The organism is Saccharothrix sp. ST-888, assembly GCF_000955975.1.
GTDB lineage: Bacteria > Actinomycetota > Actinomycetes > Streptomycetales > Streptomycetaceae > Kitasatospora.
In genome coordinates, this window is record NZ_JYJF01000129.1 from 1 (window position 1) to 18,051 (window position 18,051).

Here is an 18,051-nt window from a genome sequence, read left to right on the forward strand (position 1 = left end):
GCCGAGTTCGTTGTCGATGAACGCGAAGATGTCGTCGGCGGAGGCGTTCTCCAGCCGCCCCGCGATCGACTCGCCGTCACCGGCGGCCAGGGTCTCGGCCAGTGAGTTGAGCATGGCCTGCAGGCGGGCGGTGATCCGCCCCTGCTCGATGTCCTCGGCCGTCAGTTCGCCGAACCTGGCCTCCAGCCGGTCCAGTTCGGCGAGCAGCGAGTCCGCCGACGCGTCCTCGGCCTCGCCCAGTTCGGTGCCGAGGTGCTCGGCCAGTGCGGTGGGCGTGGCGTAGTCGAAGATCAGCGTGGCCGGCAGGGCCACCCCGGCCGCCGTGCTGAGCCGGTTGCGCAGGTCGACCGAGGTCAGCGAGTCGAAGCCGAGGTCCCGGAAGGCGGTGCTCGGCTCGATCGAGCCCGCGCCGCCGTACCCGAGCACGGTCGCGGCCTGGGTGCAGACCAGTTCCACCAGGGCGCGCTTGCGCTCGCCGCCGGTCATCGCGGCCAGCTTCTGCGCGAAGCCGTCGGGGACCGAGGTGTCGCCGCCGCCGGACGCCGCCAGGCCCTGGACCTCGGGCAGGTCGGCCAGCAGCGGGCTGCGGCGGGTGGATCCGAAGGCGGGCGCGAACCGGGTCCAGTCCACGTCGGCCACGGTCAGCGTGGTCTCGCCGCTCTCCAGTGCGCGGCGCAGCGCCGTCAGCGCCCGGTCGGGGTCCATCGCCCCGATACCGAGCCCACGGCCCGCGTCGCGGACGGCTCCGTGGTCGGCCATTCCGCCGCCGCCCCACAGCCCCCAGGCGATCGAGGTGGCGGCCAGGCCCTCGCCCCGCCGGTACTCGGCCAGGCCGTCGAGGAAGGCGTTGGCGGCCGCGTAGTTGGCCTGGCCGGCGCCGCCGACGGTGGCGGTGAGCGAGGAGAAGAGGACGAACGCCCGCAGGTCGAGACCGGCGGTGAGCTCGTGCAGGTTCCAGGCCGCGTCCGCCTTGGGCCGCAGCACGGTGGTGAAGCGCTCGGGGGTGAGCGCGTCCAGGACGCCGTCGTCCAGCACGCCGGCCAGGTGGACCACCGCCGTCAGCGGGTACTCGGCGGGCACCGCGGCGAGCAGCGCGGCGAGGGCGTCCCGGTCGGCCGCGTCGCAGGCGGCGAGGGTGGCCTTGGTGCCGGTCGCCGCCAGCTGCCGCAGCAGTTCGTCGGCGCCGGGCGCCTGGTCGCCGCGCCGGCTGGTGAGCAGCAGGTGCTCCGCGCCCTGCTCCGCCAGCCACAGCGCGACCCGGGTGCCGACCGCGCCGGTGGCACCGGTCACCAGCACGGTGCCGGTGGGCTGCCAGGCGGTGCCGGGCCGGACCGGCGCGTGCTCCAGGCGGCGGGCGAAGACCCCGGACTCGCGGATCACCAGCTGGTCCTCGTCACCGGATCCGGTGAGCACGGCCGCCAGCCGGGCCGAGGTGAGCGGGCCGAACTCGGCCGGCAGGTCGAGCAGGCCGCCCCAGCGCTCGGGGTGCTCCAGGGCGGCGACCCGGCCGAGTCCCCAGACCTGCGCCTGGCGGAAGCCGCCGGGCCGGGCCGAGGTCTCGTGCGCCATCGCGTCCCGGGTGACGACCCACAGCCTGGCGTCGGTCCCGGCGTCGCCGAGGGCCTGGACCAGGGCGGCGGTGGCGGCGGCCGGGGTGTCCAGTGCCAGCAGGGAGAGCACGCCGTCCACGGCGGTGCGGCCGGTGAGCAGTCCGGCCAGTCGGGCCCGGTCCTGGGCGGCGGCGGGCACCTCCAGCACGTCGGTCGCCAGGCCCCGGTCGCCGAGCGCCGCCAGCGCGGCTGCGACCCACGGGTCTCCGGCCAGGCTCTGCGGGACGACCACCAGCCAGTGGCCGGTGGTGAGCCGGTCCTCGGAGCCGGGCAGCATGCGCCAGCCGACCCGGTAGCGCCAGCCGTCCACGGTGGAGTTCGCCTGCCGCTGGTCGTACCAGGAGGCCAGGGCCGGGATGAGCGCGGCCACCGGGGCTTCGTCGGCCACGCCGAGGGTGGCGGCGACCGCGGCGACGTCCTGCTCCCGGACCAGGTTCCAGAACTCGCCGCCCTCGTCGGCCGGCTCGCCCCGGCCGGGCGCCGTCGAGATCGACGGGGCGTTCTCCCAGTGCCGGTTGCGCTGGAAGGGGTAGGTGGGCAGGTCCACCCGGCGGGCGCCGGTGAACAGCGCGGACCAGTCGGGGCTGACGCCGCTGACGTGCAGTCGGCCGACGGCGGTCAGCAGGGCCTGGGCCTCGCCCTGGTCACGGCGCTGGGTCGCGACCGCCTCGGGGACGATGTCCTGGGCCAGGCCGGTGAGCACCGAGTCGGGGCCGACCTCCAGCAGCCGGGTGACGCCCTCGGCGGCCAGCGTGCGGACGCCGTCGTGGAACCTGACGGCCTCCCGGACGTGGCGGACCCAGTAGTCGGGCGAGGTCAGCTCGTCGGTGATCCCGCCGGTCAGGTTCGACACCACGGGGAGCTGCGGCTCGTTGAAGTCCAGCCCGTTGAGCACGGTCCAGAAGGACTCCAGCATGTCGTCCATCCGGTGCGAGTGGAACGCGTGCGAGACCCGCAGCCTGGTGGTCTTCTCGAAGTTGGCGGCGACGGCCAGCACCGCGTCCTCGTCGCCCGAGACGACGACCGCGCGGGCGCCGTTGACGGCGGCGAGGCCGGCTCCCTCGGTGAGCAGCGGGACGACCTCCGCCTCGGTGGCCCGGATCGCGACCATCGCGCCGCCCTCGGGCAGCGCCTGCATGAGCCGGCCGCGCGCGGCCACCAGCGTGACGGCGTCGCCGAGCGACAGCACTCCGGCGATGTGGGCGGCGACCACCTCACCGATCGAGTGCCCGCCGAGCAGGTCGGGACGGATGCCCCAGGACTCCAGCAGGCGGTAGAGCGCGACCTCGAAGGCGAAGATGCCGGCCTGGGTGAACACGGTCTGGTTCAGCAGCTCGGAGTCGCTGTCGAAGACCAGGTCCCGCAGCGGCCGGTCGAGGTGCCGGTCGAACTCGGCGCACACCTCGTCGAAGGCCCGCGCGAACTCGGGGAAGTGCCGGTGCAGTTCGCGTCCCATGCCGACCCGCTGGGAGCCCTGGCCGGAGAACACCACGGCGAGCCGGCCGGGGCCGGAGGCGACCGTGGGCGCCTCGCGGCCGTCGGCCAGCGCGCGCAGCCCGTCGAGCAGTTCGTCGCGGCCTCGGCCGACCACCGCGGCACGGTGGGAGAACAGGGAGCGGGTGGTGGCCAGCGAGAAGCCGACGTCGACCGGGTCGAGGCCGTCCGCGGCGGCGAGCAGCCGGCTCGCCTGGGCCTTCACCCCGTCGGCGGTCTTGGCGGAGAGCACCCAGGGCACTGCGGGGAGTTCCGCGCGCGGCGTCTCGTCCGCCGACTCGGCCGGGGCCTCCTCGATGATGGTGTGCGCGTTGGTGCCGCTGATCCCGAAGCCGGAGACGGCGGCGCGGCGCGGCTGGCCGTAGGTCTGCCACGGCCGGGCCTCGGTCAGCAGCTCGACGTCGCCGGCCGACCAGTCCACCGCGGGGGTGCGGCGCTCGGAGTGCAGCGACTTGGGCAGCACGCCGTGGCGCATCGCCATGACCATCTTGATCACGCCCGCCACCCCGGCGGCGGCCTGTGGGTGGCCCATGTTGGACTTGATCGAGCCGAGCCACATCGGCCGGCCCTCCGGGCGGTTCTGCCCGTAGGCGGCGATGACCGCCTGCGCCTCGATCGGGTCGCCGAGCTTGGTGCCGGTGCCGTGCGCCTCGACCACGTCGATCTGGTTCGGGGACAGCTGCGCGTCGGCCAGGGCCTGCTGGATCACCCGGATCTGCGCGGGGCCGCTCGGCGCGGTCATGCCGTTGGAGGCGCCGTCCTGGTTGATCGCGCTGCCCCGGATCAGCCCGAGCACCCGGTGCCCCTTGCGGCGGGCGTCCGACAGCCGCTCCACCAGCAGCACGCCCACGCCCTCGGCCCAGGCCGCGCCGTCGGCGTCCTCGGAGAAGGACTTGCAGCGGCCGTCGGGCGACAGCGCCCGCCGCTCGCTGAACTCGAGGAACATCTCCGGGCTCGCCATCACGGCGGCGCCGCCGACCAGGGCGAACTCGCACTCGCCCCGGCGCAGTGCCTGGGAGGCCTCGTGCAGGGCGACCAGCGAGGAGGAGCACGCGGTGTCCATGGTGACCGCGGGCCCTTCGAGGCCGAGTGTGTAGGCGATCCGGCCGGAGACGATGCTGCCCGAGATGGTGCCGCCGACGTAGTCGTGGTGCATCAGGCCGACGAACACGCCGGTCTGGGTGCCCTTCATCGACAGCGGGTCGATCCCGGCCCGCTCGAACGCCTCCCAGCTGACCTCCAGCAGCATCCGCTGCTGGGGGTCGGTGCCGGGCGCGTCCTTGGGGCTGATCCCGAAGAACGCGGGGTCGCACTCGGCGGCGTCGTGCAGGAAGCCGCCGTGCCGTACGTAGCTCTTGCCGGGCTTTCCCGGCTCGGGGTCGTAGAGCGCCTCCACGTCCCAGCCCCGGTCCACCGGGAAGCCCGACACCACGTCGGTGCCGTCGCTGACGATCTGCCAGAGGTCCTCGGGGGTGCGGATGCCGCCGGGGTAGCGGCAGCCCATCCCGATGATCGCGATCGGCTCCTGGTGGCGCTCCTCCAGCTCGCGCACCCGGCGGCGGCTGCGCTCCAGCTCGCCGGTCGCCCGCTTCAGGTAGTCGCGGAGCCTGTCGACGTTGGCCGGTTCTACCATCACTGGACTCCAAGTTCGTTGTCGATCGTCGCGAAGAGTTCTTCATCGGTGGCGGTGTCGAGGGCGTCCGGTGCCTCGGCGGCACCCGCACTGCCGTGGGTGTCGCGCCAGGTCCGCAGGAGCGCTTCGAGCCGCGCGGTGATGCGGGCGTGCGAGCCGTCCTGGTCGGGCAGCGCGGTCAGCGCGGCCTCCAGCCGGTCCACCTCGGCGACCATCAGCCGGGCCTGGTCGGCGGGGCCGGGGACGAGTTCGGCCTTGAGGTACGCGGTGAGCTGGGCCGGGGCCGGCTGGTCGAACACCAGGGTCGCCGGGAGGGCGAGCCCGGTCGCCGCCCCCAGCAGGTTGCGCAGTTCCACGGCGGCCAGCGAGTCGAAGCCCATCTCCTGGAAGGCGCGTCCCGGGTCGACCGCCTCCGCCGAGGCGTGCCCGAGCACGGCGGCGACGTTGGCCAGCACCAGCTCCAGCAGCAGCCGGTCCCGTTCGGCGTCCGGCAGTGGCGCGAGCCGCTCCTGCCAGGAGGCCGGCGAGGTCCCCGAGCCGCGGGCCGCCTCGGCGGTCCGGCGCGGCGCGCTGCGGACCAGTCCGCGCAGCAGGGTCGGGACCCCGTCGGTCCTGGCCCGTACCGCGGCGACGTCCAGCCGCATCGGCACCACCAGGGCGTCTCCGGTGTCCAGGGCCGCGTCGAAGAGTTCCAGGCCCTGCGCGGCGGGCAGCGGCGGCAGGCCCATCCTGTGCATGCGTTCGAGGTCGGCCGCGTCCACCTGGTCGGCCAGACCGCCGACCTCGGACCACAGGCCCCAGGCCATCGACACCGCGGGCAGTCCGGCGGCCCGGCGGTGCGCCGCCAGTCCGTCCAGGAAGGCGTTGGCGGCCGCGTAGTTGGCCTGGCCGCCGCCGACCAGCAGGCCGGCGGTGGAGGAGAAGAGGACGAAGGCGGCGAGGCTGCGGTCCTTGGTGAACTCGTGCAGGTTCCAGGCGGCGTCGACCTTCGGCCGCAGCACCCGTTCGACCTGCTCGGGGCCGAGCGTGGCGAGCATCCCGTTGTCGACCACACCGGCCGCGTGCACGACCCCGCCGATCTCGTACTCGGCCAGCAGCGCGGCCAGTTGTCCGCGGTCGGCCGCGTCGCAGCGGGCGACGGTGACCTCGGCGCCGAGCCCTTCGAGCTCGGCCCGCAGCTCGGCCGCCCCGGGGGCGTCCGCGCCGCGCCGGCTGGTCAGCAGCAGCCTGCGGACGCCGTGCGCGGTCACCAGGTGGCGGGCGATCAGGCCGCCGAGACCGCCGGTGCCGCCGGTGATCAGCACGGCCGCCCCGGTGTCCCAGGCCGGCCGCTCCCCCGGCTTCGCCCTGGCCAGCCGCGGCGCCCACAACGCGCCGTCGCGGACCGCCACTTCGGGCTCGCCGCAGGCCAGCGCGGCGGCCAGGCCCGGCGTACCGTCGCTGTCCACGAGCAGGAACCGGCCGGGGTTCTCCGCCTCGGCGGCGCGGACCAGACCGGCCAGCGGCGCGTGCGCGAGCTCACCGGCCCTGGTCACCACCGCGAGCCGCGACCGGTCGAAGCGCCGGTCGGCGAGCCAGCTCTGCAGGACGGCCAGGGTGCGGCCGACGGTCCCGTGCACCGCCGACGGCAGGTCCGGCGTTCCCTCGGGTACCGCCACCGGCAGCACCACCAGGGCGGGTACCGGTCCCTGGACCGACTCCAGGTCCGGGTACAGCGGTGCCCCCAGGCCGAGGCCGTCGGTGCCGCAGACCGCGAGGTCCGCGACGTCCGGGAGGTCCGCTTCGGCCGGTCCCGGCACCGGGACCAGGCCGACGCGGAACAGCGACTCCCCCGGTTCGGCGGCCAGTTGCCCGGCCGAGACCGGACGGGCGACCAGGGTGCGGACGGTGGCGACCGGTGCACCGGTGCCGTCCGCGACCGCCAGCGACACCGCGTCCTGGCCGGCCCTGGCGACCCGCAGCCGCAGCACCGACGCGCCGCCCGCGTGCAGCGAGATGCCGCCCCAGCTGAACGGCAGCACCGCCTGGTTGTCGCCCAGGTCGAGCAGGTTCACGTGCAGCGCGGCGTCCAGCAGGGCCGGGTGCACGCCGAACGAGGCGGCCGTGGCCCGCGCCTGCTCCGGCAGCGCGGCCTCGGCGAACAGCTCGTCGCCCCGCCGCCAGACCGCGCGCAGCCCCTGGAACACCTCGCCGTAGCCGTAGCCGACCCCGGCCAGCCTCGGGTAGAGGTCGCCCAGCTCGACCGCCTCGGCGCCCTCGGGCGGCCAGACGCCCAGGTCGAACTCCGGCTCCTCGGCGACGGAGCCGAGCACGCCGCTCGCGTTGCGGCTCCACGGCGCGTCCGGCGCGTCGGCGGGCCGCGAGTACACCGCGAGGGAGCGCCGCCCGGCCTCGTCAGCGCCGACCGCGACCTGCACCGCGACCGCGCCGTGCTCCGGCAGGATCAGCGGCGCCTGGAGCGTCAGCTCCTCGACCGCCGCGCAGCCGACCCGGTCACCGGCCTGGACCGCCAGCTCGACCAGGGCGGTGCCCGGGAGGAGCACCGTGCCGTGCACCGCGTGGTCGGCGAGCCAGGGCTGGGCGGACAGCGAGAGCCGCCCGGTCAGCAGCAGGCCGCCCGAGTCGGGCAGTTCCGTCACCGCGCCCAGCAGCGGGTGGCCGGCCGGCCGCTGCCCCAGGCTGCCCGGGTCGCCGCCGCTGGCGGTGGCCGCCAGCCAGAGCCTGCTGCGCTGGAACGGGTAGAGCGGCAGCTCGACCCGGCTCACCCCGCGGCCGGCGAACAGCGCCGCCCAGTCGACCGGCACCCCGTGCGCGTGCAACCGTCCGAGTCCGCCGATCAGTTCGCGCTCCTCGGCGCAGTCGCGGCGCATGGTCGCGGCCGCCACCGGCTCGGCGGCGACGCAGTCCTGCGCCATCGCGGTCAGCACCGCGTCCGGGCCCAGTTCCAGGAACCTGCGGACGCCCAGGGCGTCCAGCGCGCGCACCGCCGCCTCGAACCGCACCGGCTGCCGGACGTGGTCCACCCAGTAGTCCGGCGACCCCAGCTCCTCGGCCCCGGCCAGGGCACCGGTCAGCGTGGACACGATCGGGATGCGCGGCGCACCGTACGACTGCGCCTTGGCGACCTCGGCGAACTCGGCCTGCATCGGCTCCATCAGCGGTGAGTGGAACGCGTGCGAGACCTTGAGCCGGGTGCTCTTCCCGAACCCGGCGGCGACCGCCAGGACCGCGTCCTCCTCGCCCGAAACCACCACCGAGCGCGGCCCGTTGACCGCCGCCAGGCCGACCCGCCCGGAGAGCAGCGGCAGCACCTCGGCCTCGGTGGCCCGGATCGCGGCCATCGCGCCGCCCTCGGGCAGCCGTCGCATCGAGCCGCCGCGCGCCAGCACCATCGCGGCCGCGCCCTCCAGCGACAGCACGCCGGACACGTGCGCGGCGGCCAGTTCGCCGACCGAGTGGCCGACCAGGTAGTCCGGGCGCACGCCGAGCGACTCCAGCAGCCGGAACAGCGCCACCTCGACGGCGAAGATCGCCGCCTGGGCGTAGTCGGTGCGGTCCAGCAGCTCGGGCTCGGCCTCGATCGCCCGGGCGAGCGGAATCTCCAGCTCCGGGTCCAGCAGCGCGCACACCTCGTCGAAGGCGGCCGCGAACACCGGGAAGGCCCGGTACAACCCACGTCCCATACCGAGGCGTTGCGAGCCCTGGCCGGTGAACAGGAAGGCCAGCCTGCCGCTGCCGGCGTGGGTGGCCACCACCGAGGCCAGGCCGGCCAGCAGCTCCTCGGCGTCCTGGCCGACGACCACCGCGCGGTGCTCGAAGGAGGAGCGGGTGGCGGCGAGCGAGAAGGCGACGTCGGCCGGGTCCAGCTCCGGCCGGGCGGCGAGGTGGGCCCGCAGGCGGCGGGTCTGCTCGGCGAGCGCCTCCGGGGTCCGGGCCGACAGGATCCACGGCACCGCGGTCGGCCGCGGCGCGGCGGCGGTCCCGTCCTGCTCAACCGTCCCGTCCTGCTCGACTGCCGTGTCCTGCCCGGCGGCCGCCGGCGCGTCGGCGGGCTCCGTCACGTCGGACGGCGCCGGTGCCTGTTCGAGCACCACATGGGCGTTGGTCCCGCTGATCCCGAACGAGGAGACCGCCGAGCGGCGCGGCCGCCCGGCCTCCGGCCAGTCCTGCGCCTGCGTCAGCAGCCGTACGTCGCCCGCCGTCCAGTCCACCTGTGCGGAGGGCCGGTCGACGTGCAGGGTCCTGGGCAGCACGCCGTGCCGCATCGCCTGCACCATCTTGATCACGCCGGCCACGCCGGCCGCGGCCTGGGTGTGGCCGAGGTTCGACTTGACCGAGCCGAGCCAGAGCGGCCGCCCTTCGGGACGGTCCTGGCCGTACGCCGCCAGCAGCGCCTGCGCCTCGATCGGGTCGCCGAGCGAGGTGCCGGTGCCGTGCGCCTCGACGGCGTCGACGTCCGCTGCGGACAGACCCGCGCTCGCCAGCGCCTGCTTGATCACCCGCTGCTGCGCGGGGCCGTTCGGCGCGGTCAGCCGGCTGCTGGCGCCGTCGGAGTTGATCGCGGTGCCCCTGACCACGGCGAGCACCCGGTGGCCGAGCCGCTGCGCGTCGGAGAGCCGCTCGACCAGCAGCATCCCGGCGCCCTCGCCCCAGCCGGTGCCGTCGGCACCCTCGGCGAAGGCCTTGCAGCGGCCGTCGGGGGCGAGGCCGCGCTGCCGGCTGAAGTCGACGAAGGTCTCGGGTGTCGACATCACGGTCACCCCGCCGGCCAGCGCCACGGTGCACTCGCCCGACTGCAGCGCCCGGACCGCCCAGTGCAGCGCCACCAGCGAGGACGAGCAGGCCGTGTCGACGGTGACGGCCGGCCCCTCCAGGCCGAAGGTGTAGGCCACCCGGCCCGAGGCGACACTGGCCGCGCTGCCGTTGGCCAGATAGCCGTCGAGGTCGTCCGGCACCGACTGCAGCCTGGTGGCGTAGTCGTTGTACATGACCCCGACGAACACGCCGGTCCGGCTGCCGCGCAGCGCCGCCGGCACGATGCCCGCGTCCTCGAAGGCCTCGAACGCGGTCTCCAGCAGCAGCCGTTGCTGCGGATCCATCGCCAGCGCCTCGCGCGGCGAGATGCCGAAGAAGTCGGGGTCGAAGTCGGCGGCGTCGTGCAGGAAGCCGCCGCTGCGCGCGTAGGTCTTGCCCGGGCGCCCGGGGTCGGGGTCGTAGAGGGACTCCACGTCCCAGCCCCGGTCGGCGGGGAAGTCCGACACCGCGTCGGTGCCGGCCGCCACCAGGTCCCAGAGCTCCTGGGGTGTGCTGACGCCACCCGGATACCGGCATGCCATGCCCACGATCGCGACCGGCTCGTGGGCACGGTACTCGGACTCGCGCAGCCTGCGCCGCGTCTCGCGCAGATCCGAAGTGGTTCGCCTGAGGTAGTCGAGCAGTCGGTCCTCGTTGTTCGCCAACGCAGCCATCCGATCGGGATCGAAGCCTTCGGAAACGCGGGCTCCCGGCTCCTCGGTCCATGTCCCCGCCTTTGGGAGGCTAGGGAGCAGGGGGTGTCGGGGTCACCCCCTAGTCCCCCCTGTGGCGGTCGGTGGACCTCGCTTATTCCGACTCATCCGAATGCCGTCATCGATTGGTTCGATGACGCCTGGTTACCTGGCACACCGGGTCTCCACAGGCAGACCACCGGCCGTTGGCCTGGGAAAGCGGCGGTTGACAACGTTGGCGACCCCAACATAACGTCAACTCAGGACTCGGGCACGGCGGAGTGCCCCTGAACAGCCATAAGTTCGCGATCGGTGCAGGCAGTCCAGCCGGGTCCGGTAGGCCTGGGAAGCGCCTGGGCCGGCTCCCCGGGACTCGACCGGGCCGTCCTGCAACCCACTCCGAGCGAAGGGCTGGAAGGGTCCGGCAATTCCGATTATGACATGTGCATGAATTTTCCATGTCAGGCAGATTTCACCGCCGCATTTCACTGAATACTTCTCGGCAGGCAGGCGCTTTCCGAGGAGCCGCACGGGGGCGCACTAACCTTGAGCAACATCCTGCAGTGCTGTTTGCAATTACAGGAATACTGACCACGGGGGAGGTCATGGTGCGCCTGTTAGAGCGCCACCGAGAGCTGCAACTCTTACGCGAGGCTTATGCCGAATGCGTGGACGGATCCGAGCAGCTCGTGATCGTCAGCGGCGGTCCGGGACTCGGAAAGACGGAACTCCTGCACGAGTTCTCGAAAACCGCGACCAAGGCGGGGGCCCGGGTGCTCACCGCCACCGCCTGCCTGTGCGAGCGGGGCCAGCCGATGAGCGTCATCAGGCAACTGCTGCACAGTGCCGAGATTCCCGCAGAGGTTCTCGACCGCCCTGCACAGCCTGGTACCGACGGTGACACCCCGTCAAGGACCGCCGACGAGACTGTGTCAGGTCCGCTCGACCCCGGCGATTCGGAGTACGCCGCGGAAGCCGTCATCCGGAGCGTGTCCACGCCGGTCCTGGACCTGGCGACGGAACGCCCCCTGGTCATCGCGATCGACGATGCCCACCTCATGGACCCCCAGTCCCTGCAGACCGTGCTCCACCTGCTCCGGCGGGCCCGGAACAAGCGGATCCTGGTGATCTGCGCCGGCTGGGAGCAGTCCGGATTACCGGACCTCCTCATCCACACCGGGCTCCTCCGCCAACCGCACCGCCGGGTCCGGCTGGCGCCGCTCTCCGAACAGGGTGTCGCGCAGATACTCGCCGCGCAGACAACTCGGCTGCCCCCCAAGGAAATCAGCTCCTCCTACCACCGGGCGACCGCCGGGAACCCCATGCTGGTGCACGCGCTCCTGGACGACGGCACCCAGTTCGGCGCCGAGATCGGCGAGCCCGTCGCGAGCATCGCCTACCGGCAGGCGGTGCTCGCCTGTCTGCACCGGGGCGAGCCCAGACACCTCGCCGTCGCCGGCGCGGTGGCCGCGCTCGGCGAGCTCGCCTCCGCCCGGACCACCGCGCTGCTGGTGTCCGCGAGCGCCGACGCGGTGCAGGTCGTGGTCGAGGTACTGAGCTCGACGGGACTGCTCGACGGCTACCGGTTCCGCCACCCCGCCGCCGCGAACGCGGTGTTGAGCGACCTCGACCCCGCTGAGCGCGCCCGGCTGCACGGCGAGATCGCCCGCCTGCTCTACCTGGACGGCGCGGCCGCCCCGGTCGTCACCGAGCACCTGATGGCCGCGGACCAGGTCGCCGAACCCTGGGGGCTGTCGGTGCTGCGGCTGGCCTCCGAACAGGCGCTGGCCGCGGACGACGTCGAACAGTCCACCGGCTACCTGCGGTTGGCGCTGCGCGAGTGCACGGACGAGCAGGAGCGGCACGCCCTCTCCATCGCCCTGGCCCGGGCGGAGTGGCGGGTGAACCCGGCGGCCGTGGCACCGCACCTCACCCCGCTGCACCAGGCCGTCCTGGACGACGCGCTGGACGCGCGGGACGCGGCCACCGTCATCCGGCACATGCTGTGGCAGGGCGACACCGGCCCGGCCGCCGAGGCCGTGAGCGCCCTGGCCGCCTCGCTCGACCCGGTCGACGCGCACGTCCTGGCCGAGGTGGAGTTCGTCCGGCACTGCTTCTACGGCGCACCCCGGGCGGGCCACCGCGGCGACCTCGCCAAGGTGGCCACCCTGGAGCGCGCCACCGCGGGCAAGGTCAGCGCCCTGTGGGCCACGGTGGCCCTGCTGGTCAGCGGAGACGTCACCGACGAGTCGGTGGCCCATGTCACCGAGGCCCTGCAGAGCGGCCAACTCAGCGACCTGAAACTGGAACTGACGGCCGTCTCGCTGCTGGTCATCGCCTACTCGGGCCGGACGGCGACCGCGGTCGAGGTGTGCGAGGCGCTGCTGGCGGACGCCGTCCAGCGCCGGGCGCGGACCTGGGAGGCGCTGCTGCGCAGCGTCCGGGCGGAGATCGCCCTGCTCCAGGGCGACGTGGTCACCGCGGAGGCCAAGGCCACCGAGGCCCTCGACCTGCTGCACCCGCAGGGCTGGGGCGCGCTCATCGGCATGCCGCTGTCCACGGCGATCTTCGCCAACACCGCCATGGGCCGGCACGAGGCCGCGGCGCACCTGCTCAGGCGCAAGGTGCCCGACGCCATGTTCAACACCGTCTTCGGGGTCCAGTACCTGCGCGCCAGGGGCCACCACTACCTCTCCACCGACCGGGCCTTCGCCGCGCTGAACGACTTCGAGACCTGCGGGCACCTGATGCGCGACCGGAACCCCGATCTTCAGCCGCTGGTCCCCTGGCGCAACGATCTCGCCCAGGCCAACCTGCGGATCGGCAAGACCCGGGTCGCCAAGGAGTGGGCCGAGGAGCAGATCGGGCTGCGCAGCACGCTCGCCTCGCGGCCGCGCGGCATCGCCCTGCGCATCCTGGCCGGCACCAGCCAGCCCAGGCACCGCACGGCGCTGCTGCGCGAGTCGATCGACCTGTTGCAGGCCTGCGGCGACCGCCTGGAGCTCGCCGTGGCGTTCGCCGACCTGTCCGCCGCCCACTACGAGCTCGGCGACTACGCCAGAGCACGTCTGGTGGCGCGCCAGGCCGCCCAGGAGGCCGGGATCTGCGACACCGAGTCGCCGACGGACAGCCTCCCGGCCGGTCCGCCCCGGAGCGAGGCGCCACCCGCCGACACCGACGGCGCCGCGGTCCTCAGTGACGCGGAGGGCCGGGTCGCCGCACTGGCCGCGCTCGGGTACACCAACCGCGAGATCAGCAGCCGGATCCATGTCACGGTCAGCACCGTCGAGCAGCATCTCACCCGCGTGTACCGCAAGTTGAACGTCGCCAGTCGGACCGAACTGCCGTCGAAGGTGCTCGAACACCAGATCCCGGCCATGTCGGACCACAGTCCCGGAGCCGACCGCCGCCCGAGCGGTGGCGTGCTGACCAAGGACCTGCTTCCGCTCTGGAAGCGCCTGGCGCTCTGACTCCACTGTCCCTCCTTTTGGTGCGGGGCTCTGCTCGATCGAGCAGAGCCCCGCACCGCTGTCCTTCTCGCATCGCACGATCGGCCCCGGTGGGGGTCCGCCCCGCCCGGTCGGGCAGGGCGGGGCGGGGCGGACCCCCTTCACCCGGCTGTCAGTTGAAGCTGCCGAGCTCGTCGTCCAGGATGCCGAACAGCTCGTCCGCGGTGGCCGAGCCCAGCTCGGGTCCGGCCTCCCGGTCGGCTTCCGGCAGGCCGCCGTCGCCGGTCCACCGCGCGGTCAGCGCGCGCAGCCGCAGGGCCACCCTGGAGCGCTGCTCCTCGTCGACCGCGGCCGCGTCCAGCAGGGCTTCCAGCCGGATGACCTCGGCCTCGACGTCCGGTGCGCCACCGTCCGCGTCCCCGCCCAGTTCGGCGAAGAGGTGGTCGGCGATCGCGGCCGGGGTCGGGTAGTCGAAGGTCAGCGTGGACGACAGCCGCAGCCCGGTGTCGGCGCCGATCCGGTTGCGCAGCTCCAGGGCGGAGAGCGAGTCCACCCCGAGCTCGCCGAAGCCCCGCTCCGGGTCCACCGCGTCGACGCCGGAGTGTCCGAGGACGTCGGCGACATGACCCCGCACGGTCTCCAGCAGCAGCTGCCTGCGGTCGGCCACAGGCAGCGCCGCGAGCCGCTCGGGCAGCGCGGTGGGCCCGGTCCTCCCGGTGCCGGCCGGGGCGGCCTGCACCGTCCGGCGGGCCGGCACCCGGGCGAGGGCCCGCAGCATCGGCGCCGCGTGCTCGGTCGGGTGGACCCGCATCGGCAGGAGCAGCGACCGGTCCGACGCCAGTGCCCGGTCGAACAGCGCGAGCGCCCGGTCGACCGGCAGCGGCTGGATGCCGTCCCTGGCCAGCCGTCGCAGCTCGGCCTCGCCGAGCGAGCCGGCCATGCCCGAGCCGGTGTTCCACAGGCCCCAGCCCAGCGAGAGGGCAGGGAGTCCGGCCGCGCGCCGCCGGGCCGCGAGGGCGTCCAGGAAGGCGTTGGCGGCCGCGTAGTTGCCCTGGCCGGCGGCACCGAGGGTGGCGGCGGCCGAGGAGAACAGCACGAACGCCTTCAGGTCCAGGCCGGCGGTGAGCTCGTGCAGGTTCCAGGCGGCGTCCGCCTTGGGCCGCAGCACCGCGTCCAGCCGGTCGCCGGTCAGTGCCGAGATCAGGCCGTCGTCCAGTACTCCGGCGGCATGGACCACCGCCGTCAGCGGGTGCCCGGCCGGGATCGCGGCGAGCAGCGCGGCCAGTGCCTCGCGGTCGGCCGCGTCACAGGCGGCCACGGTCACGGTCGCGCCCAGCTCGCGGAGTTCGCCGAGCAGCTCGGGTGCGCCCGCCGCGCCGCTGCGGCTGCTCAGCACCAGGTGCCGGACGCCGTGCCGGGTGACCAGGTGCCGGGCGAGCAGGCGGCCGAGGCTGCCGGTGCCGCCGGTGACGAGCACGGTGCCCGCCGGGTCCAGCCCGGTGAAGGAGCCGTCGGCGGTGGCTTCGGCCAGCCTCGGGGCGTACGCCCGGCCCGCCCGCAGCGCCAGTTCCGGTTCGCCGGTGGCCACCGCCGCCGCCAGGGCGGCTTCGGAGGCGGGGTCGTCGTCGAGGTCGACCAGCACCAGTCGGTCGGGGTGCTCGACGGCGGCCGCCCTGACCAGGCCCCAGATCCCCGCCTGGGCGAGGTCGGGCACGCCGTCCAGCGCGACCGCTCCCCTGGTGACGACCACCAGGCGCGCGCCCTCGGAGTCCTCGGCGAGGCGCTCCTGGAGCGTGCCGAGCGCCCGGTGCACGATCTCCCGGGCGGCGGCCGGAGCATCCGTGGCGGCGGCCGGAGCGAAGGTCACGGTGTCCGGCCGGAGGTCCGTCCCGGCGGCCGTCGGGACCGGCACCCAGTCCAGTTCGAACAGGTCGCCGGCGCCCGGGGCGGCCGCGCTCAGCTGCTCGGCGGACACCTGCCTGATCCGCAGCGCGGAGACCACGGCGACCGGCGCGCCGGTCACGTCGAAGAGCTGGAGCGCCATCTGCTCGGTGCCGTGCGGGGTGAGCCGCAGCCGCAGGGCCGAGGCGCCCGCCGCGTACAGCGACACGCCCTCCCAGGCGAACGGCAGGGTCATCACCGTCGGGTCCTGGCCGTCCAGCAGATCGATCGCGTGCAGTGCGGAGTCCAGCAGCGCGGGGTGCAGGCCGAACCCGGCCACCTGGGCGTCCTCGGGCAGCGCGAGCTCGGCGTAGACCTCCTCGCCGAGCCGCCAGGCCGCGCGCAGGCAGCGGAACAACGGGCCGTAGCCGTAGCCCTGTTCGGCGAGGTGGTCGTACGTGCCGGCCAGGTCGACGGCCACCGCGCCGGCCGGTGGCCAGACGTCGAGGGCCGCAGGTTCCGGTGCGGCCGACGGCGCGAGTACGCCGGTCGCGTGCTTGGTCCACACCGCGTTCGCGTCCTCGGTGCGCGCGTGCACCGTGACCGGGCGCCGGCCGGAACCGTCGTCGGCGCCGGTGACCACCTGGAGCTGGATCCCGCCCTGCTCGGGCAGGACCAGCGGCCGCTCGATGGCCAGTTCCTCGACCAGGCCGCTGCCGACCCGGTCACCGGCCTGGACCGCGAGCTCCACGAACGCGCTGCCCGGCAGCAGGACCACGTCCGCGACGGCGTGGTCGGCCAGCCAGGGGTGCGTGCTGAGCGAGAGCCGCCCGGTGAGTGCGACGGAGTCGCTCTCCGCCAGCCTGAGCTCGGCGCCGAGCAGCGGGTGGCCGGCGGCCGACTGGCCGAAGCCGCTCACCTCGGCCGGACCCGACGGTCCGTCGTCGAGCCAGAGCCGCTGACGCTGGAAGGCGTACGTCGGCAGGGCGATCCGGCGCACGCCGGTCCCGGCGTAGACCTGCTCCCAGTCGACCGCGACGCCGCGCACCTGGAGCGCGCCCAGCGCGGTGGCCAGCGCGACGGGTTCGTCCCGGTCCCGGCGCAGCGCGGGGACCAGTGCGGTGCGCTCGGGGTCGGCGAGGCAGTGCGTCCCCATGGTGGAGAGCACCGCGTCGGGGCCCAGTTCGAGGAAGGTCCGTACGCCGGCGGCCTCCAGGGTCCGGATGCCGTCGGCGAACCGGACGGCCTCGCGGACGTGCCGCACCCAGTACTCGGGCGAGGTCAGCTCTTCGGCGGTGGCCCGCCGCCCGGTCAGGTTGGAGACGATCGGCACGGTCGGCGGAGCGAACCGCAGGGTCCGCGCGATCTCCTCGAACTCCGTCAGCATCGGGTCCATCAGCGGCGAGTGGAACGCGTGGCTGACCCGCAGCCGCTTGGTCCTGCGGTGCGCGAACGCGGCCTCGACCGCGGCCACCGCCTGCTCCTCGCCGGACACCACGACGGCGTTGGGTCCGTTGACGGCGGCGAGGCCGACGGCGGCGCCGAGGTGCGGCAGCACCTCCTCCTCGGTGGCGTCGACGGCCAGCATCGCGCCGCCGGCGGGCAGTTCCTGCATGAGGCGTCCCCGGGCCGCGACCAGCCGGGCGGCGTCCCGCAGGTCGAGCACGCCCGCGACGTGCGCGGCGGTCAGCTCGCCGATCGAGTGCCCGGCCAGGAAGTCCGGCTTCAGCCCCCAGGACTCGACGAGCCGGTAGAGGGCCACCTCGACGGCGAACAGGGCGCTCTGGGTGTACACCGTCCGGTCGAGCAGGTCGGAGTCCGGGTCGAAGACCAACTCCCGCAGCGGCCGGTCGAGGTGCGGGTCCAGCTGGGCGCAGACCTCGTCCAGCGCCGTTCGGAACACCGGGTGCTCCTGGTACAGCTCCCGTCCCATGCCGGGCCGCTGGGCGCCCTGGCCGGTGAACAGGAAGGCGAGCTTCCCGGCGACCGGCTTGCCGCGCAGCACGCCCGGTGCCGTCCCGCCGGCGGCCAGCGTGTCCAGCGCGGCGGCGAGTTCGTCCCGGTCGCGGGCGACCAGGGCGGCCCGGTGGCCGAGCGCGGCCCGGCCGGTCGCCAGTGCGAAGGCGAGGTCCGCGATCGGCGCGTCCGGCACGGACCTGAGCCGCTCCGCCTGGGCCGCGAGCGCCTCCGGGCTGGTCCCGGAGAGCAGGACGGGCAGCAGCGGCGCGGTGGTGTCCGCCGGCTCGGCGGGCTCCTCGGCGACCGCCTCGATGATGGTGTGGGCGTTGGTGCCGCTGATCCCGAACGAGGAGATCCCGGCCCGGCGCGGACGCTCCGCCTCCGGCCACTCCCGCGCCTCGGTCAGCAGCCGGACGTCCCCGGCGGTCCAGTCCACCTTCGTCGACGGCTCGTCCACGTGCAGGGTCCTGGGCAGCACACCGTGCCGCATCGCCTGCACCATCTTGATCACACCCGCCACACCCGCAGCCGCCTGCGTG

General features: G+C 74.5%; 2 protein-coding genes and 2 pseudogenes. 1 reads left to right on the forward strand and 3 read right to left on the reverse strand.

The features are described from left to right. Together UK12_RS28715 and UK12_RS28720 are read right to left on the reverse strand one after the other, a co-directional pair. Window positions 1-4,722 (reverse strand): annotated as a pseudogene (locus tag UK12_RS28715) (type I polyketide synthase); the annotation flags it as partial. Window positions 4,723-4,736: 14 nt separating this feature from the next. Then, window positions 4,737-10,187, reverse strand: a pseudogene (locus UK12_RS28720) (SDR family NAD(P)-dependent oxidoreductase); the annotation flags it as partial. A gap of 641 nt (window positions 10,188-10,828) precedes the next feature. Between UK12_RS28720 and UK12_RS28725 the strand changes: the two are divergent. Next, window positions 10,829-13,693, forward strand: a complete 2,865-nt coding sequence (locus tag UK12_RS28725) for an AAA family ATPase (protein WP_082120023.1) — start codon at window positions 10,829-10,831, stop codon at window positions 13,691-13,693. A gap of 151 nt (window positions 13,694-13,844) precedes the next feature. On the opposite strand, the gene UK12_RS28730 is transcribed toward UK12_RS28725, so the two are convergent. After that, a partial coding sequence (locus UK12_RS28730) for a type I polyketide synthase (RefSeq protein WP_045306110.1) occupies window positions 13,845-18,051 on the reverse strand: 4,207 nt, incomplete at its 5' end.

Coding starts and splice junctions, on each gene's coding strand:
- UK12_RS28725 (WP_082120023.1), top strand. CDS start 10,829: ATGGTGCGCCTGTTAGAGCGCCACCGAGAGCTGCAACTCTTACGCGAG.